Origin of the sequence: Variovorax paradoxus, assembly GCF_030815975.1 — a bacterium.
In the GTDB taxonomy this organism is placed as follows: Bacteria; Pseudomonadota; Gammaproteobacteria; order Burkholderiales; family Burkholderiaceae_C; genus Variovorax; species Variovorax paradoxus_N.
The window spans coordinates 2479521-2504928 of record NZ_JAUSXL010000002.1 but is presented as its reverse complement, the minus strand read 5'-3'; the positions used below and the strand labels follow the sequence as shown (position 1 = coordinate 2504928).

16 protein-coding genes are annotated in these 25408 nt (G+C 67.5%); all 16 read right to left on the bottom strand.

Going from position 1 to position 25408, the window contains the following annotated elements:
* Nucleotides 1–4 precede the first annotated feature (4 nt).
* The 16 genes from tagH to tssF all read right to left on the bottom strand — a co-directional run bounded on the left by tagH (nt 5) and on the right by tssF (nt 25402).
* The gene (tagH, locus tag QFZ47_RS15435) at nt 5–1669 is read right to left on the bottom strand and encodes a type VI secretion system-associated FHA domain protein TagH (RefSeq protein ID WP_307656461.1); all 1665 of its coding nucleotides are present in this window, start codon (nt 1667–1669) and stop codon (nt 5–7) included.
* Nucleotides 1670–1957: 288 nt separating this feature from the next.
* Nucleotides 1958–3250 carry a TIGR02270 family protein gene (locus QFZ47_RS15430; RefSeq protein WP_307656460.1) on the bottom strand — a complete coding sequence of 431 codons (1293 nt, stop codon included), beginning with the start codon at nt 3248–3250 and terminating at the stop codon, nt 1958–1960.
* A 16-nt stretch (nt 3251–3266) separates the two neighbouring features.
* The gene (locus QFZ47_RS15425) at nt 3267–4175 is read right to left on the bottom strand and encodes a hypothetical protein (protein WP_307656459.1); all 909 of its coding nucleotides are present in this window, start codon (nt 4173–4175) and stop codon (nt 3267–3269) included.
* Between the two features lie 12 nt (nt 4176–4187).
* Nucleotides 4188–5183, bottom strand: a complete 996-nt coding sequence (locus QFZ47_RS15420; protein ID WP_307656458.1) for a PAAR-like domain-containing protein — start codon at nt 5181–5183, stop codon at nt 4188–4190.
* The gene (locus QFZ47_RS15415; protein WP_307656457.1) at nt 5180–6226 is read right to left on the bottom strand and encodes a hypothetical protein; all 1047 of its coding nucleotides are present in this window, start codon (nt 6224–6226) and stop codon (nt 5180–5182) included. The genes QFZ47_RS15420 and QFZ47_RS15415 overlap by 4 nt, the downstream gene beginning before the upstream one ends.
* Nucleotides 6223–7335: a DUF2169 family type VI secretion system accessory protein gene (locus QFZ47_RS15410; protein ID WP_307656456.1), complete on the bottom strand. Its 1113-nt coding sequence runs from the start codon at nt 7333–7335 to the stop codon at nt 6223–6225. The genes QFZ47_RS15415 and QFZ47_RS15410 overlap by 4 nt, the downstream gene beginning before the upstream one ends.
* Nucleotides 7336–7349: 14 nt before the next feature.
* On the bottom strand, nt 7350–7841 hold the full coding sequence (locus QFZ47_RS15405; RefSeq protein WP_307656455.1) for a DUF6484 domain-containing protein: 492 nt from the start codon (nt 7839–7841) through the stop codon (nt 7350–7352).
* A 20-nt stretch (nt 7842–7861) separates the two neighbouring features.
* Nucleotides 7862–10240 (bottom strand): type VI secretion system Vgr family protein, encoded by a 2379-nt coding sequence (locus QFZ47_RS15400; RefSeq protein ID WP_307656454.1) that lies wholly within the window; start codon nt 10238–10240, stop codon nt 7862–7864.
* 46 nt (nt 10241–10286) lie between these two features.
* Complete coding sequence (locus QFZ47_RS15395; RefSeq protein WP_307656453.1) at nt 10287–10682, bottom strand: DUF4150 domain-containing protein; 396 nt, start codon at nt 10680–10682, stop codon at nt 10287–10289.
* Between the two features lie 30 nt (nt 10683–10712).
* Nucleotides 10713–11369, bottom strand: a complete 657-nt coding sequence (locus QFZ47_RS15390; RefSeq protein WP_307656452.1) for a DUF3540 domain-containing protein — start codon at nt 11367–11369, stop codon at nt 10713–10715.
* Between the two features lie 48 nt (nt 11370–11417).
* Complete coding sequence (locus QFZ47_RS15385; protein ID WP_307656451.1) at nt 11418–12470, bottom strand: pentapeptide repeat-containing protein; 1053 nt, start codon at nt 12468–12470, stop codon at nt 11418–11420.
* Nucleotides 12467–15058, bottom strand: a complete 2592-nt coding sequence (locus tag QFZ47_RS15380) for a DUF2169 family type VI secretion system accessory protein (protein ID WP_307656450.1) — start codon at nt 15056–15058, stop codon at nt 12467–12469. Before QFZ47_RS15380 ends, QFZ47_RS15385 begins: the two co-directional genes overlap by 4 nt.
* A gap of 19 nt (nt 15059–15077) precedes the next feature.
* The gene (tssH, locus tag QFZ47_RS28895; RefSeq protein ID WP_370880581.1) at nt 15078–21047 is read right to left on the bottom strand and encodes a type VI secretion system ATPase TssH; all 5970 of its coding nucleotides are present in this window, start codon (nt 21045–21047) and stop codon (nt 15078–15080) included.
* Nucleotides 21048–21116: 69 nt separating this feature from the next.
* The gene (locus tag QFZ47_RS15365) at nt 21117–22421 is read right to left on the bottom strand and encodes a methyltransferase domain-containing protein (protein WP_307656448.1); all 1305 of its coding nucleotides are present in this window, start codon (nt 22419–22421) and stop codon (nt 21117–21119) included.
* Nucleotides 22422–22448: 27 nt separating this feature from the next.
* The gene (gene tssG / locus QFZ47_RS15360; RefSeq protein WP_307656447.1) at nt 22449–23483 is read right to left on the bottom strand and encodes a type VI secretion system baseplate subunit TssG; all 1035 of its coding nucleotides are present in this window, start codon (nt 23481–23483) and stop codon (nt 22449–22451) included.
* 26 nt (nt 23484–23509) lie between these two features.
* Nucleotides 23510–25402, bottom strand: coding sequence for a type VI secretion system baseplate subunit TssF (tssF, locus tag QFZ47_RS15355; RefSeq protein WP_307656446.1), 1893 nt, complete (start codon nt 25400–25402; stop codon nt 23510–23512).
* Between the last annotated feature and the right edge of the window lie 6 nt (nt 25403–25408).

Genomic DNA, 25408 nt, shown 5'->3' with positions numbered 1-25408 from the left:
CTCTTCAGGTGTCCGACTTGAGGCGCGCCATCTGCTCTTCGTAGGCCTCGAGGAAGGCCTTGCCGAAGAGGTTGTGGAAGTCGTCTTCCGCCTCGCTCGCGATGCCGCCGTAGAGCGCGACGAACTGGTCCCAGAGCTTGGCCTTGCGGTTGGCGCTGAAGAGTGCGTCGAGCGCCGACTTCGCGCTGATCTTCTTTTCGAGCTCTTCGGGCTCGAAGCGCGCAATGACATGGGCCAGCGCCGCGCGCATGCCCACCATCACGCCGAACTGATGGGCGCGCAGATCGTTGAAGGCATCGCGCATCGCGGCCTCCGGGGGCATGAAGCCGCGCACGCCGGGCCCGAGCAGGTGCGCAAGCGCCACCTCCACCGTAGGCGAGAACTTGAGCGGGTTGTTCGCCTGCGACGCGATCATGGTGACCTCGGCGCGCACCTCGCGCTTGAACTCCTGGCGCGTGAGCAGCAGCTGCAGCGTGCCCTCGGTGGCGCTGCGAAGAATCGATCCGATGCGCTCCATGAGGCCGGGCGTGAGCATCTCGGGCGCCTGGTGCGTGCTGGCGAGGCCGCGCAGGAAAGCGGCGAGCAGCTCGTCGTCGGAGGCGGTGCGCGGGGCCGCGGCGGGCGCCCGCTGGACGGGCGGCGGCGGCGGTGGTGGTGGCGGCGGCAGCGGCTCGAACGGCCGGCTGGCGACCTCGGGGCCGCTGATGCGTATCGGCTGGCCCGTGATGTCGTCGAACTGCGGCAGCGCTTCCGCGGGCGCGGCGGCCGGAACCGGCGTGATCGCCTTCGGCGGCGTGAAGCCGAACTGGTCGATCGGCAGGTGGTCGGAGCGCGGTGCCGGCGTGGGCGGCGCCGCGCTCTGCAATGCGGCCAGCGGATCGGCGGAAGAAGCCGTGTTCGGCTGCAGCAGCGGATCGGCCAGCGGCGACAGCGCGAGCGGATCGCCGCCAATGCCGCCGCCACCGCCCATGCCGCCGAAGAGTTCGTCGATGCCGGCCGCCCTGCCGTGCGCTGGCGACGCGCCGAGGTCGGAGAAATCGTCGAGCGCACCGAGGCCTGCGGCCGGCGCAGACGACGGCGTGGGCCCGAGCAGGTTGGCGAAGGGATCGACCTGCGCGGCCTGCGCGTTGCGCGAGCCGCTTTCCATCGGGTCGGGAAAGAGCAGCGGATCCGCGCTCGCGGGCGCGGGGGCCCTGGCACGGGATGCGCCGGCCGCGGCAGGCGCGGCTGCCGCGGCGGGCGATCCGAGCCCCGCAAGCAGGTCGGCAAAGGGATCGTCGCTGGTGCTGGCCGGGGGGGCTGCGCCGAGCGGTGCCGACATCACGGTGTTGGGAATGGCCAATGCCGGCGGCGCTGCCGCGCTCACGCGCACGCTGAGCTCGAAGCTGCCCACGACCAGCCGCGCGCCATCGGTGAGCGGCGCCTCCTTGCCCGAGCCCAGCGACACGCCGTTGCATTGCATCGGATTGCTGCCGCGGTCGATGACGAAGTACTGGCCATCGCGGCACAGCACCTGCGCATGCACACGCGAGACCGTGCGGTCCGGGTCGACGAGCACCAGCGTGTTGGTGTCGGCGCGTCCGATGGTGCCCCCGTTGGGCCCGAAATCGGCGGCGATGGGCTGCCCCGCCGGAGCGCCTTGCCGGGTGATGACAGCGATATGGATCATGAAACGGCCCCCGAGGCTCTAGGCCCTTCTATGCCCGAACACAGCCCGCGCATGCACGGGCGAAAAAACTCAGAAGGAGTATTCATTCCGTGGGGCGGGTTGGCAATCTCGCCTTAAGAGGTATGCCATTGCAGCCAGGCGGCGACGGCTGTGAAGATGAGGGCGATGAGGAGCCAGGTGCGGGTGGCGGGGTCGGGGCGCCGCGGCGCATGCCGCGCCCATCGTGCAGCGGCCGCAACCAGGAAGGCGACGGCCAGCGCACCGAGGATGTGCCGGGTCTGCACGTCTTCAGGCCGCCAGGGCGTCGAGCCAGCGCTGTTGCCGCCAGGCTGGCGCGGCGGTGGGAAACAACGGTGAGCCGGGCTGCAGCAGGCACAGGTGCAGCGCGGCCGCCGCGCGCTCGCGCTGGCTGCCCTCGCGCAGCACGCGGATGCAGTTCGCCCGGCTGGGCGGCTCGCCCATGAAGAAATGCTGACCAGCGGGAAACCGATGGCCATTGGCCTGCCACCAGACGCCGATCTTCCCGGGATCGGGCCAGGGAAGACTGTCGTCCTCGTCCATGGACACGTCGTGGTTGTTGGGGTCGTCGTCGGGACCGGACGCCAAGGCATCGGGCGGGTCGCATTCGAGATCGAGAAAAGCCAGATCGAGTCCGGTGATGAGACTGAACGATTCGCCCGCAAGCCGGGCCAGCCCGGGGTCGTGCATCTGCTCGATGAGCCATGCGATGCCATGCGGATCGCCAAGGTGACCGGCGCCGCGGACCAGCGTCCGAGCATGCGCGCGGTCGTTCGCGAACCCTGCGAGTAAGGCAAAGCCCCGGTCCGGGGCGACGGCCTTCAGCACCAGCGCGAGTGCCTCGTGGCTGTGCAGCCCGCCTACGGTCGCGATTGATTCGAGCACGGCCATCGATGCGCCCCGATCGCCGGTCAGCAAGGCCGCGCGCGCGGCCTCGAACGCACAGACGCTGTCCGCGTCGCCCATGGATGCCATGCAGGCGGCGCGCAGGTCCGTGCGACCGCGCCGGCCCGCTGTGCGCAGCGCGCGTTGCCGCAAGCCTGCGTCTGCGTCGGCCAGCGCTTCGATGAGCGTGCCGCCGGGGTCCACGCCATGATGGTCGCAGGCCACCAGCCCCACCTCGCGCCACCAGGGGTCGTGCGCGTCGAGCAGCGGCTGCACCAGTCCGCGCAGCGCTGCCGCTTCGACCCAGCCGAAAGCTGACAGGAGGCCGACCCGCCCGTCGGGCAATGCGCCAGCCGCTGCCAGCAGCCTGGAGAGCCGGCCGGTGTCGCGGTCTTCGATGGCACGCACCGTCACAACGAAGAACTCGGCCGCGCCCGCACTCTCCAGCGTCTGCAGCGACAAGGCCGCGCCCCAAGCACCTGCGACGCCGATGCCATCGAGGTGCGCCGTAATGCGCTCGTCGAGCCGCGCGAGACGATGCAGCCTCACATGCGGCGCACGCACCAGCACCGAGCGCACCCGCCTCAGTTGAACGGCCTCGTCGACATGCTGCTGCACCACCAGCTGCACCGGAGCTCGGCCTGACTGCATGGCGGCGGGATGCTCGGCAACAGGCATGAACGCAAGCCTCCGCTCAGAGCATGACCTGCCAACGGCCACCGGCGATCAGTCCCACGCTGCGCCCGGCCAGGGACCAAACGCCGTCGGGGCCGGAGCGCAGCACGACGAACTCGTTCTTCTGCCGCTTTGCGATGGCCAGCGGCCGAAGCGACGCGCCGTCGTAGGTGTCGATGCCATTTACATGCGCGAGGTAAAGGGCGTCGCCTTCCGCGGCAATGCCCCAGTAGTCCCGTTCCATATCGTCCGTTGCCACGGCTTGCCACTGGTCGGCGGCGCCGATCAGCAGCGTGTCGTTGTCGCCGCCAATTGCAAAGCGGCCATCGGGCAGGCGGCACACGGTATTCAGGCTCGAGTTCCCGGGCAAATCCAGCTTGTGCCAGGCCCTGCCGTCGAAACGCGCACCGTAGCCGTCCGAGGTGACGACCATGAAGTCTGACGCGGAGGTCCCCGCAAGATCTTCGATGGTCACGTCCTCGCCCTCGACTGTCAGTTGCGGCAGTGCCGCGAACCGCCCGTGCGCAAAAAGGTAGACCTGCCCCACCGAACCCGCGCAGACGACGTCCTCGCCCAACAGCCGCAATCGCCGCAGGGGGCCGAGGTCTTGCACGGCAGGATTGGAAAAGCGCTGGAGCGATGGGGCCAGGGCCGCATCGGAGGTTCCGCCGAGCCAGTCGAAACGGATCACCGTGCCGTTCTCGCCCAGCGCATAGCCGGTGCCACCCGCCGTGGCATCGATGGACACGAGCTCGTCGCCACCAAAGGAGAACGCCGCCAGGGCGCCGTCGCGCACGACCAGCACGCGGTTGTCGGGGTTGTCGTAGTCATCGCCAACGGTGCAGCCCAGCAGCACCACGCCGGGCGCCGGGTTGGCGCCTTCCTGGATGTAGTCCAGGCGCTTGAGCACCTTCGGAAACGGATTCATGGAAGGGTCCTTTCAGGCATGCTGCCTGGATCGCGGCAGCGGGTCGTTGGTCTTTACCGTGAGCTTCATGCGGCTGTGTCCGAGCGCCAGCTGCCGCGCCATGCATTTTTCGTCGCAGCCCTTGGAATCACCCGAATTGATCTTTCCCTGGGCCGACTTGGCCGCGGTCTTGATGCCTTCCTTCAGGGTGTATTTCTTGCCCTTGTTGGCCGGGTCCTTGAACCACTTGTTCTTCTCGACCGTGTAGTTGCAGCCTACCTTGCCGTGCTCGGTGTGCTTGGCGTGCGATGTGCCCTTCAGACAGACGCAGGGCGCCTTGTTCGACACGTAGTTGGTGGTGGGGTCCGGCTTACCGCGGCCTGCGTGGGCTACGAACTCCTTGGAGGGCAGCGGATGATGCGGCGTCATCTGCTTGGAGGTGCTCGGCGCGTTGCAGCAGGTGTTGGGCGAGTACGGCGCCAGCATGCATTTGCGTGCCTTGCAGCAGTCGCGCCCATAGTCGTTGGCACCCGCGCAATTGTCCTGGATGTCCTTGGCCATGCCCTTGCACGGATGGCCCTTGACATTCATCGCGATCGCATCCTGGTAAGGCCACGGAACGGCCTCGTTGGCCGTGCTGCCGTGGTTGTGGGTGGTCAGGTCGAGGTTGCGCACGACGTTCTCGCCTTCGATCTTCACGTCCATCGACCAGGCATTGAAGTAGACCTTGCCGGTGATCTTGCTGTTGATGATGCCCTTCTTGGGTGCACAGCCCGCCTCGTCGCCGGTGCTTTTCTTGAAGTAGCTCTTGTTCTTCAGCATCACTTCCTTGCCCGATATCTTCACGCTCGTGGAGCCGTTGGTGGAGTCCGATGCGAGTCCGGTGTTCGGGTAGGGTATCGGCACGCCCGGGGGCGTGGCGGGCGTCTGCGGCGGCGTGAAGCAGACGTCAGGAAAGGCGCAGATCGACTTTCCCGCCGCCGCCTTGCACGACACCTCCATGTTGTTGGCGTAAACCTCGTTGCTCAAGTCGTCTCCTCCTCGGCCGGCACGTGCGGTCGACAAAGCACGGCGGCGAAACGGTACGAGGCATCGTCCGATCCATGAACCAGCACGCGCGGCCCGCACGCATAGCCTTTGCGCATCGCAGTCCAGGCCGCGGCGATCGTGGCCACGCCGGCCAGCGCACCCGCCTCGCCGATACCCTCGGCCGGGTGCCACAGGTCGAGCGTTCGCACGTGGCCCCGCAGCGCGCGTGCGCGGGCCAACGCGGCCTCCTTGAAGAAGTACTGCTCGCCGGAGATATCGGCCACGATGAAGTCGATGTCGTCCGCCAGCAGGCCTGCCTCCCGCATGGCATGGGCGATGGCCGCGGTCAGGCCGTCGCCACGCAGCGGCGTGCCGCTCAGCACGGGCGCCGGCTCAATCCCGACGCCGATGCCCGTGCAGCGCAGCGCGTCGTCGACCTGCGCTGCGGTGATCAATAGCGCGCCCGCTCCTTCGCCCGGCATGAAACCGTTGGAGTTGTCCTCCCGCAGCACCCGGTCCAGGTCCACGTAGTGCTTGAGCGCCGGCCAGGAGAGCAACCCGTCGGCCGCAACGATCAGCACCCGGTCGCAGCCATGCTCGACGATGAGACGCCGCGCCCGCTCCAGCGCCGCCAGAGCCGCCACGCGGCCCAGCGGAAAGATCGCCGAATGCTGCTCGTCCACGCGCATGCCGAGTCCGGTGCGCAGCCCATCGAAGAACGCATCGTCCAGGTCCGCCAGGCGCCCGGGGCGCTGCTGCTCCGCCGTGCAAAGCAGGACGGGAAGCTCGCCGCCCATCGCCGTCTCGCGGATGCCTGCGAGGCACTCGTCGGTGGCCAGCAGTGCCATCTGCACGAGTTTGGAGACGCCCACCCAAGGCGCACCGAGCTCGACCTGGTGTGCATTGATCCATTGCCCGTCTCGCCCGCGAAACCGGGTGAGCGAGGGGTTGGTGACGCTCGCGCGCAGGGCGGCGCAAGTCGACGCGGCATCGCGGCCCAGGCTCGTGACGAGCCCGACGCTGGCCACAGCCACTCCGTTCATTCGAAGGCCTCCATGTCCGCATCCGCGTCCGCCGGCGCACTGACGACCCGGATGGGGAACGCCATCTCGTCGCGCGCCTGCCACCAGTCCTCGCCCTTGCGGCCGACCAGTACCTGCGACACCTCGAACATGTTGTCGCGTAACGGTCGTGCAACGCGCCATTGCATCGTGAAGCGCTCCTGGTCGGGCTCGAAGACGATCGTGTCCAGCCGGGCGACCAGATCCTCGCGTTTTGCGTTGTTCTTCGGAAAGACATGGATGGGCGCCTCGAATAACGGCAGCACGAAGTGGCGCAACCCATCGGGCGTGAGGTTCTCCAGCCGCACTTGGAGGCCTGTTTCGGGAATCGGTATCTGCTGATCGAGCGGCGCCGCCTGGTAGTAGCGATCGTCGAAATCCGCCGGCGGAAATGGAAACCCGGTGTCCAGCCACGCCTGGTCGTACGTGCCGGCATGGCAGGCGCGCTGCGGCCAGCCGCGCGCGACCGGCCCGAAGGCCATTGGGCGGAAATTCCCATCGGGCGTGTCCACCAACACGCCCGACTCCTCTGTATGGGGCAACGGCGTGCCGTCGATCCACGATGCCTTCAACCGCCTGCGATAACCTCGTCCCACCGGGTTGACCGCGTAAGCGCTGTGCTCGGCAGGATCGTCGGAGGCATCGTCGACGCCGCCGAATGCACATCCGTAGTGCAGGCCCATCGTCTCGAACGGCAGGGGCAGGCTGGCGCGAACCGCGCCGAGACCGGCCTCCCAGACGCGATGGCCGACCACGTCAAAGCTCTTGTGCAACGGCCCGACGTGCAAGCCGACGCCCGCGCGCGTGACCGGCCGGCCGCCGGGAGCGTAGGCGCGGCCAGCGAGCAGCACATCGCAATGGGGCTTGCGCGGCGCGAAGTCGGCTTCGTGCAGCGGGGCGCTAAATCCGGGCGCGCCCATGAAGGTGTCGGCCATGAGCAGCGGCACCTGCTCGTCGTGCAGGCGCACGGCTTCTCCGGGCAGGGGCAGCACGAAGGTGCCCTTGATCACGACGACCAGCAGTTCCCTGCCGCTGGGCTCCACGCCCATCGTGTAGCCGGTCACCATGCGGGTGGCATTGATCAGTTCCATTGCGTCGCGCTTTCTCAGTTCAGCTGGACCGACCCGCCCTTGATGCGATTGACCCCGCTCGAGACGCTGGCGACATACGCGCCCCGGATCAGGATCTTGCCGGCCTTGGTGAGCGTGATGCTCGCCTTGCCGCAGCGCAAGACCAGTTGCTCGCGGGCGCCGACGACCATGCGTCGGCCGTCCTGCTCGATTTGGACCTCGCCCGGCGCTTGCGCCAATGGCCAGCCTTGCACCGGCTGGAGCACGCCGGTCACGATGGGCTGTGCCGCATCGCCCGCCTCGAAGACCAGCATCACCTGCTGTCCGATGTGCACGCCGTGCAGGTCCACTGCCGTGCGTGCACGCATGGCCATGCCGCACGGCTGGCCGGGGAACAGCACAAGGGGCGTCTGTCCCTCGTCCACCAACGCAACCAGCTCCCCCACCACCACGGCCGGCAGGCCGGGCGGCGGCGAGGGCTCCGGCCGCGCGGCCAGCAGCTCGTCAATTGACTCTCGTTTGCTCATCGTGTCCTCGCTTTTGGCAATCAGTTCTGCAAAATCTTCGAGCCTTTCATCACGATGTCGCCGCTCGCCTTCGCGTTGATCTTTCCCGAGGCGTCGATCGTGATGTCCTTGCCCTTGATGACGATGGTCCCGTCCTTCTTCATCGTGATGCTCGCGCTGCCCGTCGTGATCGAGATGGAGTCGCCCGCGCTGATGACCAGGTTCTTGCCGACCGTGAGCGAGTCGTCCTTCCCGACGCTGGTCGTGCGGCCTGCGCCCACGATGCGCGATTCGTCGGCGCCCACATTGGTGGAGAGATTCGCCCCCACATCCACCGACCGATCGGCCCCGATGCTGCTCGACTGGTTCGCCCCCACATTGATCGTCTGGCTGGCTCCCACGGTCACCGCCTGCATCGCCCCCACCGTGATCTCCTGCGCCGCGCCCACCGTGATGGTCTCGTTGATCCCCACCGAATGCGTGCGCTGCAGCGCCACGGTCGCCGTCTCGCTCGCGCCCACGGTGATGCTGCGGTTCTGCCCGATGGAGATGGTCTCGTTCTGATCCACCGTCTCCGTCCGGTTCTGATGAATCGTGATGGTCTCGTTCTTGTCTACCGTTTCGGTGCGCTGGCCGTGCACGCTGATGGTCTCGTTGTTGTCCACTGTCTCGGTGCGGTCGTGCTTGACGTGCGTGGTCTCGTCGTGGTCGATGGTCTTGGTGCGGTCATGGCCGACCCAGTGGGTTTCGTCGTTCTCGACCTCGATGTCCTGGTTCTTCTCGGCATGCAGGTACACCTGCTCGGAGCCCTTCTTGTCCTCGAAGCGGAATTCGTTGCAGTTCGAGGCGCTGCCCTTGGGCGTGGAGCGCGTGCGAAAGCCGCTCTGCGTGTGCGAGCCGAACGGGATCGGCTGGTCGTCGTTGTAGACGCGGCCCACGATGATCGGCCGGTCGGGGTCGCCGTTCAGGAAGTCGACGATCACCTCCTGCCCGATGCGCGGAATGAAATACCCGCCCCAGCCCTTGCCCGCCCACGGCTGCGACACGCGCACCCAGCAGGTGGACTTCTCGTCGCTCTTGTCGTAGCGGTCCCAGTGGAAGTGCACCTTCACGCGGCCGAAGTCGTCGGCGTGGATCTCCTCGCCGGCCGGCCCCACAACGATGGCCGACTGCGGCCCCGGCATCACCACGCGCGGCGTGAGCCGCGGCGGACGGAACGGCACGTCGACAGGAATCGCGGTGATCAGGAAGGCGCTGGTGCCCTGCGGGTCGGTGCGCAGCGCGGGGGCGTCGGCGATCAGCACCTCGAGCGCGGGCCGCGCCTGGGCGTTCACGGCGTCGTCGTCGAGCGCCTCGCGCAGCGCCTGCTCGATGGGCATGCGCGGCGTGCTGTGCGCAATGCTCTCGTAGCCGGGGTGGCTCGCAACGAAAGTGCAGGCCGCGATGATGTAGTCGCCATCGCGCGTGCCGTCGGGGTCGCCCTCGAAGGTGAAGCTGCGGCCGGCGGCCACGTCGGGCCAGGTGGTGAGCGCCCAGTGGCGCTGGCGGCGCGCCACGATCTCTTCGCCGCGCAGCTTGCCCTTGTCGTCCGCGTCGCCGCCCGAGAAGTAGCCGCCCGCGAACTCGAAGGCCTCGAACTCGGCCAGTTCGTGCTTGTCGGGCGTGCCGCCCGCGGCTTCGAGCTTCTTCTTGATCGACTTGAAGTTGCTGTCTTGCGAGGCGTAGGTGCCGGTGTCGAACTGCCGCGCGCTCACCCAGCGCGAGATCTCGTTGTGGCGCGCCTCGGTGGTGTCGGTGGCCATGTGGCGCAGGGTGCCCTCCACGGGCAGCTTGTCGTGCGCGATGTCGCTCGCATCCGACAGGTGCATGGTGCCGGGCGCGTCATGCGCGTCGAACCAGTAGTAGATGCCTTCGTCTTCCAACAACCGCGACAGGAACTGGTAGTCGCTCTCCTGGTGCTGAACGCAATAGCGCCGCGGGTTGTGCGTGCCGATCACGTTGCTGGTCTTCGTTTTCTTGAAGCGCTTGATGGGGCTGTCCTCGAACACCGCGTCGAGTACCTCGAGCACTTTCTTGTCCTGCAGGATGCGCGAGTTGATGCGTTTGGTGAGCAGCCAGAACCACGAGCGCAAGCCGATGCGGTATTCGAAATGCCGGCCCACGTGGCCTGTGCGCTCGAAGCGCACCGCGTGGCCCTGGCAGTGGCGCTCGTGCACGCCGCCGTCCTTGTCCTGGAACTCGATGACCACGTCGAACGCGCGGCCCAGGATGTCCTTGGCCTCGAGCGCGCGGTTCTTCGAGAGCACGGTGAGCTCATAGGTCGACGGGCGTGCGAGCGCTTCGTGGCCGACGATGCGCCAGAACATCAGCTCGCCGTTGGCGGGCGAATCGCTTTCGATACGGAACTCGTGATCAGCCATGCAGGCCCCTCTCCCCTTTCTCTGCGCCCACGCGCCCTGTGTTGTCCTACGGTGCCAGCAACAGCACGAGCGGCTGGCTCGGTACCGTGCGCACGCCCGGGCAATTGGTGCTGTTCTGCAGCGAGACGCTGGTGAGCCGCGTCGCAGGCATGCCGTTCCAGAGAACGGTGAAGGCGCCCGTCAGGTGCCGGCTCGGCCCCATGACGGTCCCCGAGGCCACGCCCAGCAGCACGCCCGAGTTGTCGCCGTTGGTCATCGGGATGGTGGTGCCCAGGTTGTGGGCCGGTCCGCCCATGATCAGGAGCGTGGGGCAGTTCGGTATGGCCATCGGACCCATCGCGATGTTCGGGTACGGCACGGGCACAGGCGAAGGCGCGGCGGGCGTGATGCACACGTCCGGAAAGCCCATGTCTGTTCCCATCAACTGGCAATTGGCAAACATATCGCGCTCCTGGTCCGGTGTGGGTCGCTTTCAGCCGAAATGGATCTGCGCGCCCCGCGCCTTGATGAGTTCGCGGCCGTTGATCAGCGCATGCTCGCCCTCGAACCGCATCAGTTGCTGGGCCTCGACCTCGACGTGCGTCGCGCTCACCCGGTCGATTCCTTCGGTGGTGCGCAGATAGCTCTTGCTGAAATGCTGCACGCGGTCGAGCACCGACGACAGCACTGAGCCGACGATCTTGAGGGTCGAGCTGACCACGCGAAGCTGCCGCCCGACGACATCGCCCGTATCGACCGCCACGGCGGCGTTGCCGGTGGACAGCTCGAAGTCGTCGGACCTGATGCCGATGCGTGCCGCGTCCAGCACCAGCGTGCCGCCCGCAGCGGCAATGCGCATGTCCCCAGCGCAATTCACAACATTGGGAACGCCTTCTTCGCGCTGCAGGATCGACATGATCCACACTTCGTTGGGCGCCACGCGCAGGCAGGCGACGCTGTCGCCCGAGGCCGGTGCCAGCAGGCAGCTCGCGGCACGCGAAGCCTTGAGTTTCTGTTCGCCGCTCAACACCATCAACCCGCCGCGCGGCGTCATGTGAAGCACGCCCACGCACCATTCGCAGCCGATGGCGGGCGCGGTCTTGCAGGTGCGGCTGCGCCCCGCGGGGGAGTTCTGCACTGTGGGGTTCATGGCGAAGTTCCTGGATTGCGAATGGATGAATGAGTGAGACGGTGCGCGCTACGCAACCTGCGGCTGCCAGCGCTCCGACTCGGCAAGCTCGGGGTCGGTCTCAAGCGCACGTGCGCGACCGGGCATCCGGGCTGCGTCGGTGCGTGTGCCGTGGAGCACGGTGCGCTGCATCGTGGCGCCGCGCATGTCGGCGCGGGTCAGGTCGGCGTGGCGAAAGTCCGCATAGGTCAGCTCCGCGCCGGTGAACCTGGCGCCGGCCAGTTTTGCGTTCGCGAAATGCGCCTGGTACAGGTCGCAGCCATCGAACACTGCCCCCTCCAGCATCGCACCAGTGAACAGGGCTTGCCGCATGCGCGCCCCCGAAAAATCGACGTTCTTTCCGGCCGCCTCGCAGAAGATGGACGAAGGCGCCACCACCTTCGCAAAGCAGGTGCCCTCGATTTGGGTCGACTGGAAGTTGCATTGCTGCAGGATCGCGCCCGTGAAGTCCGCGCCGGCGAGGTTGGTCGATGAAAACTGGCAGCCGTTCAAGTCAAGCCCCGCGAACGACATGCCGGCCAGCGAAGTCTTGAAGAACACATTGCGCTCCATGCGCGCGCCCGCCCATGTGGCATGCGATACGTCGCATTCGTTCATGGTCGTGTATTGCCAGCTGGTGCCATCCGCGCAAACGTCGAGCAGCACCGATTGGCTGATCACCGCCGCATCGAGTTGCGCGCCGCGCAGGTTGGCATGGTCCAGCCGGCACCTGGTGACGACGGCCATCGACAGCGCCGCATCGGCCAACTGGGCGTGCATCAGGTCACTTTCGGTGAAAACGGCGGTGTGCAGATTGGCACCGCGCATGTCCACGTGATCGAGCTTGCAGCGGTTGAAGACGGTCTTGCGCATGTTGGCGCCGGCGAGGATGGCGCCGCTCAGGTCGCACTGGTCGAACACCGCTTCGCGCAGGTTGGCGCCTCGAAAATCCACCTGCGAAAAATTGACCGACGAGAACGTGCCGCCGCCCAGCGGCAACCGCGCGTAGTGCCCCTTGCTCAGGTCCATGCCTTCCAGCGTTTCGCCGAGGCTGACTGCCAATTCGAGAAGAATGGGCGTCATGGGGCGGCCTGCTGTTCGGGGGTGAGGCGCGGCCAGGTGCGCGCCCGCTTGAGCAGCGCACCTTCGAACTGCGTGGAGCCGTCGAGCCGCACGCGGCTCAGGTCGGCGCCGAAGAGGTTGCTGCGGCGCAGATCGGCACCACGCAGGTCGGCCTTCTGCATCACCGCATCGCTGAAGTTGACGCCCGACAGCAGGGCATTGGCGCAGCGCGCCTTCCGCATCAACACGCCTTTGGCGCTGGACAGCCGCATGTCGACCTCGTCCATGCGGGCATCGCAGAGGTTGGCGCCGTCCAGCGTGGCGCGGAACAGTTTCGCGCCACGCATGTCGGACGCGCCGAAATTGAATGTCCGCAGATTGGCGCCGCTCAGGTCGGCCCCGGTCAGGCTGGAGTCCTTGACCGCAACGGTGCCAGCGCACTGGGCCATCTTCAGGTTCGCACCGTCGAGCCTGCAGGTGGCAAAGGTGGCGAGTTCGATCTTCGCGGCCTGCATGTCCACGCCCGACAGGTCCGACTCCAGGAAATTGCAGGCCGACAGGTCGGCGCCGGGAAAGCGCATGCCCTTCAGGTCGACCTTGTAGAAGGTCTGGCCGGCGAGCTGGGCACCCTCCCAGTCCGCCCGGCCCCAGGTGGTTTCGAGCAGGTTGGTCTTGGCGAAGATAGCGCGGCGCATCTGCGTTCCCGCGAATGCGCAGTGCATCAGCATGGCCTCGGAGAAGTCGGCACCGTCGAACACGCCGCCCGCAAGGCGGGCCTTGCCGAGGTTGGCCTTGCGGAATTTCGTGCCGATGGCAATCACGCCTTCCAGGTTCGCATGGGCCAGCACCGCGCCCGAGAAATCGGCGCCCGAGAGGTTGGCGTTGCACAGGTTCACGCTTTCGAGCCACGCGCCTTCGAAATTCGCTTCACGAAGATCGAGCCCCGACAGGTCGGCGCCCGTGAAGTCGATGCCCGCAAAGAAGCGGATGCCCAAAGGCACCGCGCGCGCCATTTCGCCGCGCAGCCGTGTCGCTTCGGCCGCCGGCATGGCGAACGCGGGCAACTGCACGTGGGCCATCTGCAGGTAGCCCTGGCGGTGGGTGTCTTCGAGCTGGTAGAGCTTGGGAAGCAAGGGCTCCAGGTCGACCTTGCGGGAGCCCATGGCGACGAGCGCGCGCATCTCCTCCAGATGGGCGCGCGCCCTATAGCGCGGGGGGCCCCGGTGTGCAAGCCTTGCGGACTCGGTCGCCTTCTGGGGAACCGCGTAGGCGCGCTCCAGCAGGGTGACGGCGTCTTCGATCGAGGCCCACTTCTGCGCCTCCATTTCCTTCATCTTCTGCTCGAGGTAGGGCGGCAATTCGTCGCCTTGCGGCACTTTCTCGCGCACCGGCATGCGGATGCCCAGCGCATCCGGATCCTTGCCCATGGCAATGGCTTTCTGGCGCGCGATCTCGACATCGAGTTGCGCGCGGCGGTACTGTGCTTCGCCCTGCAGTCCGGCCATCTCGAACGGCTTCTTGGCGTCTTCCACGTCCGGGTCGAACGTGCTCACGCCCTGGGGCAGCAGGTCGCTGTCGATGATCGAGTAGATCGGCCCCATCTTCGGGTCGGCGCGCTTGGCGGCGGCGTCCAGGTAGTGCTGGTCGGCGCGCACTTCTCCCATGCGCTCCACCGCGCCCATGAGGCTGATCACATCAGAGCCGTCGTCGGTGCCGACCTCGGCCAAGCCCTGGAAGATGGCGATGCAGCGCTCGGCATGCGGAAAGAACCACACCGTGGTCAGCCTGAGCGGCACCTCGCGGATCTTGGGCTCGGCGCCTTCCATCCTGTAGCCCACGAACACGCGTGCGCGCATGCCCGGCAGACACCCCTCGATGAATGGCTTGGTGGGGTGCATGTTCTCGAACGAAAACGCTTCGTTCCCTTCGAGTTGGCCATCGAGCCACTGGTCGGCAGGTGCGAGATTGAAGTGGCGCCAGTCGGTGTCCGGCGCGAAGCCGGGCGCGTGCTGCTTGAGGTAATCGGCATCGTAGGTGCCGCGATATTTCGCGCGTTGCGGATGCATCAGGTCGAGGGAGCCGAAACCCGCCGGCGCGATGGCCTGGTCGGGGCGCAGCAGCCGGTCGCTCGGCAACTCGATGTTGGGCAGCCACACCACGCCGTCCTTGGCTTGCCGGCCCCGGCCCACGCCGTTGAGCGGAAAATCGGCACCGCCGTAGGCCGCTGACCAGCCGAGAGGCAGGCTCTCGAACGGCTGCGGCGCCGTCGGCTTGCCGTCGTCCCAGTAGCGCTCGCCGAAGACGAGCAGCGTCTTTTCCTTGCCGGCAAAGCGCGCGCGCACCGCGCATGCGTTGGGCCGGTCCTTGGGCGGATGGGCCCTGCCATGCACCAGGAACTCGGGTGTGACCTTGGCCACGCCTTCGTCGATCAGCGGCTGCGTCATTTCCTTCGAAAGAAACGACCACATCGATTGTTCCGCCCACAGGCATCCACGCTCGCCCTGCGCAAAAGGCAGGTGCAGGTATGCGCTCACGCTGAGGCCGAAGCGTTTTCTGTATTCGATCGGCCGGGTGGAGAGGCCGAGCGCTTGGGGTTTGAGTACTTGCATGGTCCGTGCCTGAACGTCCTCAGGAACCGCCGTCCCTGCTGCCGCCATCGCCGCCACCTGCACCGCCGCCTCCGCCCTTGCCGCCGGGCCACTGCGACTGCTCGGTGCCTCCGTCGGCGCCACCCGCACCGCCCGCACCGCTGCTCGAGCTGGCATCGGTCGGACCGGGCGTTCCCGACATGTCGGGGTCGACGCCCGCATCGGCGCCGCTGCCTCCGGCGCCACCCGCGCCGCCGTTCCCCGCACCGCTGCCACCAGCCGCACCACCTGCACCGCCGGCGCCTTGTGCACCACCGGCGCCGCCCGGTGCGCTGCCACCCGCGGCACCGCCTGCGCCCCCGGGCGCGACACCCCCGGCACCACCCGCTCCTCCCGCACCACCTGCGCCGCCCTCCGTCGGCGGTGGCGGCTGCCAGGCTTGCGTGGGCTCGATCTGGTCCTCCGGCGGCGGCGGCGGCGCGGCGGAGCCATCCGCCGACTTCGACTGGTCGTCCGCCAGCTTTTCGCCATCGGTCTTGCCGGCAAGTCCTTCGCCGACCCCGTACAGCAACGCGCTGAGCGGATCCTGGAGGGCCCCCTGGGCTTCGTTGCCGCGGGTGCGGGTCGCACCGGCGAGCAAGCGCATCCGGCCGGCAAGGCCCGGCAGAAGCGCGGCATCCGCCTCCTTGGCGGCGGTTTCCAGCGCCTTGGCCGCATCGGCATACTGCTTGAGCGTTGCGGCAATGTCGGCGTTGGCCGAAGCCAAGCCGGCAAAGCCCGCGATCCAGCCGCCGGCCTCGGCCGCCGAAACTGCACCGGCGCCGACACCCGGCGTGAAAGTGTGCAGCGGCGACTGCTTCACGTCGCACGCCACCGCCTCGATCTCGGGCGCGGCACAGCTGACCAGCTTGACGCCCAGAGTGTTTTCCATGGCCACGCCGGCGAAGTTCGACATCGCGATGGCCAGTGCGTTCTCGATGCTCATGCCCATGAACGTCGAGCGCGCCATGCCCAGGTTGGCTTCGTTGTTGGCGCCGATGTAGCCGCTGGTGTTCGGCCCCAGGATGGTCGTGTTGGCGCCCACCGATGTCGCGTCGATGTTGCCCACTGCCATCATCTCGATGCCGGTGTTGCTCATCAGCTTGATCTTGTTGGCCATCAGGTGCAGTGGCCCGGTGGGCACCGTGATGTATTTCGAGCTCGCGCCGGTGACCATCCAGTCGATGTGCCCCGCCTCGAAGCTCATGGTCGCGGCCTTGTAGGTCACCTTGCCGCTCACGGTGATGGTCTGGTCGCCCACCACGGTGTGGTTCTCCCCGGCGTGGAAGGTCGATTTGCGCGCACCCGTCACGTCTTCGGTGCGCTTGCCGGTCACGGTGAGCGTGTCGTCGGTATCGATGAAGGTCTTGCGGCTGCCCACCACCTGGTTGTTCTGGTTACCCTTGACCGTGTTCTTCTGGTCGACCACCACCATGTTGGTGTCGTTGCGGGTCACGGTGCTCTTTCGGTCGCGGTCCACATGGTTCGACTGATCGCGCTTCACCGTGATCGACTGGTCCCGGTCCACCGTGGTCCCGTCGTCGCGCTCCACGCTGCGGCTCATGTCCAGCTCCGCATGGATGTTGATGTTCTCCTCGCCCTTCTTGTCCTCGAACATGATCTCGTTGTAGTTCGCGGGACCGCCGCCGGGCGTGGAGCGGGTCTTGAAGCCGCTCTGCGTGGGCGACTTGTAGGGAATGGGCTGGTCGTCGTTGTAGACGCGTCCCACGATGATTGGCCGATCGGGGTCGCCGTTCAGGAAGTCGACGATCACCTCCTGCCCGATGCGCGGAATGAAGTAGCCGCCCCATCCCTTGCCGCCCCAGGGCTGCGACACGCGCACCCAGCAGGTCGACTTCTCGTCGCTCTTGTCGTAGCGGTCCCAGTGGAAGTGCACCTTCACGCGGCCGTGGTCGTCCACGTGCAGCTCGTCGCCCGCGGGGCCGACCACGATGGCCGTCTGCGGACCGGGCATGGTCACGCGCGGCGTGAGGCGCGGCGGCCGGTAGGCCCGCTCCATCGGCATCGCGGTGATCAGGAACGCGCTGGTGCCAGGCTGCGACGCGTTGAGCATCGGCGTGCTGGCGATCAGGCCTTCGAGCACCTGCAGCGTGTCGGCGTTCACCGCGTCGTCGCGCAGCACGTCGGCCAGCGCCGTGTGCACGTCCTGCGAAACGGCCGTGCCGGCGCCGACGCTTTCATAGCCGGGATGGCTCGCCATGAAGGTGCAGGCCGCGATGACGTAGTCGCCGTTGCGCGTGCCATCGGGATCGCCCTCGAACTTGAAGCTGCGCCCCGCGGTCACGTCGGGCCAGGTGGTCAGCGCCCAGTGGCGGTCGCGGCGGGCGTTGAGCTCCTCGCCGCGCAGCTTGGTCCGGTTCTCGCCGTCATCGCCGTTGAAGTAGCCGCCCGGGAACTCGAACTCCTCGAAATCGGCCAGCTCGTGGTCGTCCTTTGCGTCGATGACGGCGCCCAGCTTTTTCTTGATCGCCTTGAAATCGCTGTCGCGCGAAGCCTGCTTGCCGGTATCGAACTGGCGCGAGCTCACCCAGCGCGAGATCTCGTTGTGCCGCGCCTCGCTCGCGTTGCTGGGCATGTAGCGCAGCGTGCCGTCCACCGGCAGCTTCTCGTGCGCCATGTCGCTGGCGTCCGACAGGTGCATGGTGCCCGGCGCGTCGTGCGAATCGAACCAGTAGTAGATGCCTTCGTCTTCCAGCAGGCGCGAGAGGAACTGGTAGTCGTTCTCCTGGTGCTGCACGCAGTAGCGCCGCGGCGTGTGGGTGCCGATGACATTGCCGGCCTTGGTCTTCTTGAAGCGCTTGATCGGGCTGTCTTCGAAGATCGCGTCGAGCACTTCGAGCACCTTCTTGTCCTGCAGGATGCGCGAGTTGGTGCGCTTGGTGAGCAGCCAGAACCACGAGCGCAGCGTGATGCGGTATTCGAAATGCCTTCCCACGTGCCCCGCGCGAACGAAGCGCACGGCGTGGCCCTGGCAATGCCGCTCATGCTTGGCGCCGTCCTTGTCCTGGAATTCGATGACCACATCGAACGCGCGGCCGAGAATGTCCTTGGCATCGAGCGCCTTGTTCTTCGACAGCACCGTGAGCTCATAGGCCGACGGGCGCGCAAGCGCCTCGTGGCCCACGATGCGCCAGAACATCAGGTCGTCCTTGGCGGGTGAATCTGTCTCGATGCGGAACTCGTGGTCGGCCATTTTTTTCTCTTGAGGGTGGAAGCAGCTCAGTCGAACGCGTAGGTGAAGTCGGCATCCTTCACGTCGAGCGCCACGCGGCGGATCTCGCCGCCCGAGGCCAGGCGCTGCAGGTACTCGACCGAAATGGTGGGCAGCACGGTGGTTGGTCAGGATCGCATCGATCACGCGCCCGCCGGACTCCGGGTCCTGGCAGCGCGCGACGACCTGCTCGACCACCGCCTCGCTGTACTCGAACGGCACGCCGTGGTTGGTCTCCACGCGCTTCTTGATGCGGCCCAGCTGCAGCCGCACGATCTTCTTCATCATGTCGGGCGACAGCGGGTAGTAGGGAATGGTGACGATGCGGCCCAGCAATGCGGGCGGGAACACCTTCATGAGCGGCGCCTTCAGCGCATCGGCCAGCGCGTTCGAATCGGGCAGCAGCTCGGGGTCGCGGCACATGCTCATCACCAGTTCGCTGCCGGCATTGGTGGTGAGCAGGATGATCGTGTTCTTGAAGTCGATCATGCGGCCCTCGCCGTCTTCCATCCAGCCCTTGTCGAACACCTGGAAGAAGATCTCGTGCACGTCGGGGTGGGCTTTTTCCACCTCGTCGAGCAGCACCACGCTGTAGGGCCGGCGGCGCACCGCTTCGGTCAGGATGCCGCCCTCGCCGTAGCCCACGTAGCCCGGCGGCGCCCCTTTGAGCGTGGAGACGGTGTGCGCCTCCTGGAACTCGCTCATGTTGATGGTGATGATGTTCTGCTCGCCGCCGTACAGCGCCTCGGCGAGTGCCAGCGCGGTCTCGGTCTTGCCCACGCCCGAGGTGCCGCAGAGCATGAACACGCCGATGGGCTTCTGCGGGTTGTCGAGCCGCGCGCGAGACGTTTGAATGCGGCGCGCGATCATCTCGAGGCCGTGCTTCTGGCCGATGACGCGCTGGTTCAGCGTGTCGGCGAGCTTGAGCACCGCCTCGACTTCGTTCTTGACCATGCGGCCGACGGGAATGCCGGTCCAGTCGGCCACCACCGAGGCCACGGCCTGCTCGTCGACCGAAGGCAGGATCAGCGGGCTCTCGCCCTGCACCGCGTGGATCTTCGCTTGCAGTTCATGCAGTTCGGCCAGCAGCGCGGTGCGGTCTTCGCTCCCTCCCCTACCGGGGGAGGGTTGGGGTGGGGGCACGTCGGCGTTCGCGTTGCCCTCGGCGGAAGCAGTGTCCACCGGCTTGCTCCCCGCACGCAATTTGCTGCGCAACTCCAGCAGCCGGTCGACCAGCCCCTTCTCTTCCTGCCAGCGCGCATTCAGCGCATCGAGCTGCACCTTCGATTCGGCCAGCAGCGCCGCCACCTGCGCGGCGCGCTTGGTCACGTCGATGCCGATGGCTTCCTCGCGGCCGATGATCTCCTGCTCGACCGTGAGGCCCTCGATGCGGCGCATGCAGTCTTCGACTTCGGGCGGCGTGGCGTGCTGCGACACGGCCACGCGCGCGCACGCCGTATCGAGCAGGCTCACGGCCTTGTCGGGCAGCTGGCGCGCGGGAATGTAGCGATGACTGAGCTTCACCGCGGCCTCGATGGCCTCGTCGAGCAGCTGCACGCGGTGGTGCTTTTCGAGCACGCTGGCCACGCCGCGCAGCATCAATATCGCCTTCACCTCGTCGGGCTCGGGCACCTGCACCACCTGGAAGCGCCTGGTCAGCGCCGGGTCTTTCTCGATGTACTTCTTGTACTCGGCCCAGGTGGTGGCGCCGATGGTGCGCAGGTTGCCGCGCGCCAATGCGGGCTTCAGCAGGTTGGCCGCATCGCCGGTGCCGGCCGCGCCGCCTGCGCCCACGAGCGTGTGGATCTCGTCGATGAAGAGAATGATGGGTGTGGGCGAGCTCTGCACCTCGTCGATCACCTGGCGCAGGCGCTGCTCGAACTCGCCCTTCATGCTCGCGCCGGCCTGCAAGAGGCCGATGTCGAGCGTGAGCAGCTTCACGTCCTTCAGCTGCGGCGGCACGTCGCCGCGCGCAAGGCGCTGCGCGAAGCCTTCCACCACGGCCGTCTTGCCGACGCCGGCCTCGCCCGTGAGCAGCGGATTGTTCTGGCGGCGGCGCATCAGGATGTCGACGATCTGGCGGATCTCCTCGTCGCGCCCGGTGATCGGGTCCATCTCGCCCTTCTTGGCCTTCTCGGTCAGGTCGACCGCGAACTTCTTGAGCGCATCACCCTTGCCCATGGCGGCCGGCGCCATGGCGCCCGAGTCTTCGCCCGGCGCGCCGCTCCCCATGCCGGTGCCGTCCTGCGCGCGCATCTGCGATTCGGGCGACGGGTCGCAGATTTTCACGAAGTTGTCGGCGAGGTCCTCGACCTTGATCTTCTCGAACTGCTTCGACAAACCGAACAGCGGATTGCGCAGGCTCTGCGTCTTGAGCATGCCCACCAGGATGTAGCCGGTGCGCACCTGCGCCTCGCCGAACTGCAGCGTGGCATAGGTCCAGGCGCGTTCGATGGCGTTCTCGATGTGCGGGGAGAAGTCGCTGATCGCGGTGGCGCCGCGCGGCAGGCGGTCGAGCGCGGCCGTCATGTCTTTCGCGATGACCGACACGTCGAGCCCGTAGTGCTGGACCACGCGGTGCAGGTCGGAGTCCTGTGCCTGCAGCAGCTGGGCGAACCAGTGCTCGAGTTCCACATACGGATTGCCCCGCATCTTGCAGAACACCGTGGCGCCTTCGATGGCCTTGTAGGCCAGCGAGTTGAGCTTGCCGAAAAGGGCGGTGCGGCTGATTTCACTCATGGAAGACTCCGTATCTGTTGAAGACGATTCATGCCGGGAAAATTGAAGTTCGGCGATCCATGCCCGGCGTCAATGCGCAGAAAGCCTTGCGCTCGCCAGCCAACCCTGCACGTCCTGCCCCGCTTCGCGGCGCGGAACGATCGGCTCGATGCGAACGGCACCGAAGCCGGCGGCCGCAAGACGGGCCTCGACATGCGCAGCCGCATGGCGGTAGCGGCCGCTGCCTTCGAGCCTGAAGTCGTCCTGCCCCCCGGGCATGGCCTCGACCGTGAACACCACCCCGCCTTCCGGACGCAGCGCGCGCGCGGCTGCCGCCAGCACCTCGTGCAGGTCGCCGAAGTAGCACAGCGTGTCAGCCGATATCACCAGGTCGAACCGGCCGGGCTGGGTATGCAGGTAGTGGGTGAGCTCGGCCTTGTGCAGCACGTCGTAGCCGCCGCGTTGCTCCGCGCGCTGCAGCATGCCGACAGACAGGTCGCAGCCGGCCAGGTGCGCGGCCCAGGGCCGCAGCAGCGGGGCGCAGAGTCCGGTGCCGCAGCCGGCATCGACCACGGCCAGGCTCGCGGCCGGCGCGCCATGCATTTCCTGCACCGCGTGCGCCACCAGCTCGGGCGCACGGTAGTGCAGCTTCTCCAGGCTGGCGTCGAAGCTTCCGGCGTAGCTGTCGAACACGGTCTCCACATAGCCGTCGCTGGCGCGCGCGGGCGCATGCCCCTCGCAGGCGGCCAGCAGATGCGTGACCACGGGGTTGCCTGGATCTTCGGCCAGCCACTCCCGGTACATGCCGACGGCCTGCTCGTTCTCGCCGAGCAGTTCCAGCGCGCGAATCACCTGCGAACGGGCGCTCAGGTTGCGCGGCTGCAGCAAGACCGCACGGCTGTTGGCGATGACGCTCTCATGGATGCGCCCTTGCTCCATCAGTGCGATCGACAGGTTGTACCAGGCCTCGCTGAATTCCGGCCGCAGTTCGATCGCCCGGCGGCTGACGCGCTCGGCGGCTTGCCAGTGGCCCTTCCGGCGTTCGAGCGATGCGATGTTGCTCAGCGCATCGGCGCCTTCGTCGCCTCCTTTCGCGAAGGAGACGCTGTTGTCGTAGGCGCGCATCGCGTCGTCGACGCGGCCGATCTCGACCAGCAGGTTGCCCAGGTTGTTCCAGGCGCCGCTCTGCGCGGGCTGCAGCGAGAGCGACCGTCCGATCAACGCAATGCTCTCGCTGCTGCGGCCTTGCGCATGGCGCAACAGGCCCTGGTAGTGCAGGGCGTCGGGGTCGGCCGGCGCGGCCTCCAGAATGCGGGCGAGCAGTTCACCCGCCGCGTCCAGCTTCTGCGCCTTGATCAGGGCCGCGGCTTGCGCCAGCGCGGCCGCGTGGGTCATCGTGTCGGGGTTGCGCGGGCGTCGTCGTCATGCGGCGGCTCCCACGGTGCCCTGAGCGGTACGGGCGGCCATCGAGCTGTTGCCGATGCGCACGTCCGCCGCGTCCTTCGCGCGCGTGCGCTGGCCGAGCCACGAGACCCAGCCCAGGCGCGGCGCGTTGCCCTGCTTCTGTCCAAGGCGCGTGGCAGGCACCTCGGCCTTCTCGAGCACCAGCTCGGCATCCCATTCGAGTTCGTCGCCGAGCAGCTGCTGCATCCAGCGCTGCAGCACCGGCCGCGCATTGCCGATCGGCAGGAACATGCGGTACTGCTTGAGCGTGAGCGGGCCGATGTGCAGGCGAACGCGGTGCTGCCGGTCCCATGCACGCGTGCCGAGCATGGCGCCCATGCCCATCGAGCGCGAACTCTCGCCCTGCCCGAGACGCGTGAGCTCGCCGGCGGGCAGGCTCATCCAGTGGCCGACCCAACGCTCCAGCCTCACGGGCACGCCGAAGTAGCTGCACAGCACCGACTCCACGCTCTCGGCGTTGTGCACGCGCCGCGCGAGCCAGCCTGAAAAATGAAGGCGGGCATCGTCGTGCACCTCGTCGCGCTCGATGCGGCCCGGCGTGCCGATGCCCACGAACGCGCCAACCTGCAGGCGGAAGCGGTCCTCGCCCGGCCGGTCGAGTGCCACCGCGGGCCGCGCCTGTGCCCATGCGCGATAGAAGTGCAGCGAGAAGCGGTGCAGAAAGCTGTCGAGAAAGGCCAGCCAGGTCGGGTCGCCATGATTCAGGCTGCGCTCGCGGATGAAGTCGCTCAGGTGCACCGGCAGCGGACCGTTGGGGCCCACATAGCTGAAGAAATGCTGGCGCAGGCGCGGCGGCGAATACGCGCTGGCCGGCTCGAAGCGGCTGAAGCTGGCCGGCGCGAACGAAAGCGACGGCTCCTGCCCCACGCGCACCGGCTCCGCGCTCGGCAGCAATGCGCGGCCCCAGCGCGGCGTGGTCGCGGCCACCGATTCCAGCCGGCGCAGCACCGCAAAATAGTCGTAGGACCACGGCTGTGCCGACCACCCACGCAATGCGGTGTCGACCCGCGCGGCTACAGCTACAGAATCTGCCGGGTCCCGCACAGCGGCCTCCATCGCATGGTCTCGCCCTTGCCCGCCACGCGCAGCACGGTCTCGACGAAGTGGTTGACCTCCACGTGGCGCGCGAGAAAGCGCGCCATCACCGCGCCGAACAGGAACACGCTGTGGCCATGGAATGCGTCCTTGTCGACCTCGAGCGTCACTTCGAGCCCGCGCCCGAAGGCGATCGGTCCCTTGAGCGGCAGGCGGCGCGCCACGGGCTTCGCTCTGACCGAGAGCAGCCCGCGCACCTGGCCCTGGCGCATCTCGTCGGCATGCGTGGCATAGAGCATCAGCGTTTCGCGCAATGCGGCAGCGCCCTGTTCCGGCGTGCTGTCGGAGATCGACAGGTAGTTGAGCGCAAGGTGATCGACCACCCGCCAGCCCAGCCCCTGGCTCACCACCGGCGACACCGGCCGCGAAGGCCCGCGCACCATGCGCACCCGCTGCACGGGAAAGGAGTCGACGCAGTCGAAGTCGTTGTCGCGTCCGAGTGGCATCAGGAGCGGCAGGTCGCGGTTGGTGCACAGCGCGGCCACCGCGAGCTGCCGCAGCGTGGCGGCGTACGGCGCCTGCTGCGGATCGACGATCTGCATGTAGACCTCGGAGCCGATGTGGCTGCTGCGATGGCCCTCGGTACGCTGGCGCACCGACAGCATCCGCGGCTCGCGCGTGGTCGTGAAGTAGGCCGGGTGGCTGTGCCGCGTGCCATGGAAGGCCGAATAGAAGGGGCGGAACACCTGTTCGGCCGCCGCTGCATCGGCGCCGGGCGCGCCGTGGCCGATGACCTCGGTGACGGTGTGCACCTCGAAATCCTGCGGCCGCGTGCGGTCGGGCACCAGGTGGAACTGGCTCACGCCTTCGGTCAGCGGCACGCGGTCGAGCCGCTTGTTGAACAGATTGACCACCGGCACGCAGTGCAGCTGCACGTTGTCGGCGCTCACCAGTTTTTCGAGCGCCGCATCGCCGCGCGAGAACAGCAGCACGAGCTCGACGTCGACGACCGGCATCGCCGCGAGCACCGGTTGCAGCCCGGCAATGCGCAGGAACTGGAAGCGCTGCGGAAACGCGAAGTACTCCTGCAGCAGGCGAAAGCCCGAGAAGCCGGTGGCCGTGACCGGCAGCAGCGCTTCATCGTCCTCGAAGCCGACGGGCTGGATCGCGGTGGCCGGCAGGCTCTGCGCCGCGCCCTGCAGCGCACCGGTGGGCGACAGCGGCCGCACCATCACGCCGATGGGCTGGCCCAGCGCGCACTCCTGCAGCTGCCACGCCACGTCTTCGGCGCCGCCTAGATGCAGCACCAGGTCGTCGAGCGCGATCTGGCTGAAGTTGAGCCCCGCCGTCGCATGCAGCGCAATGCGCAGGCCGCCGCGGATGGCGCGCGACTGGGGGTGCGTGCCGAGCGGCAGGTCGGGCGCATAGGTGAAGTACTGGGCGCGCTGGATCTCGATTGGCCAGATGCGCAGCGCGCTCGAGGTGCGGAACTCGCAATGCGTGTTCTGCCCCACGGCCTGGCGCGCGCGCAGCCCGGCGCCGCGCGGCAGCTTCGGCCCGGTCGCGAGGTTGGCATCGTCGAGATCGGGCGAGAACGAGACGACCGCCATCGCCGGCGTGGGCGCGAGGAAATTCGGATAGACGATGTCGAGCAGGTGGCCCGTGAAGCGCGGGTATTCGGCATCGAGCTTGAGGTTGACGCGGGCCGACAGGAAGGCCGTGGCCTCGATCAGCCGCTCGACGTAGGGATCGGCGACCTCCTGGCCCTCGATGCCCAGGCGGTGCGCGATCTTCGGAAAGGCGCGCGCGAACTCCGAGGAGCTCTCGCGGAAGTAGCGCAGTTCCTGTTCATACAGGTTCAGCAGCCGAGGGTCCATGTCGGA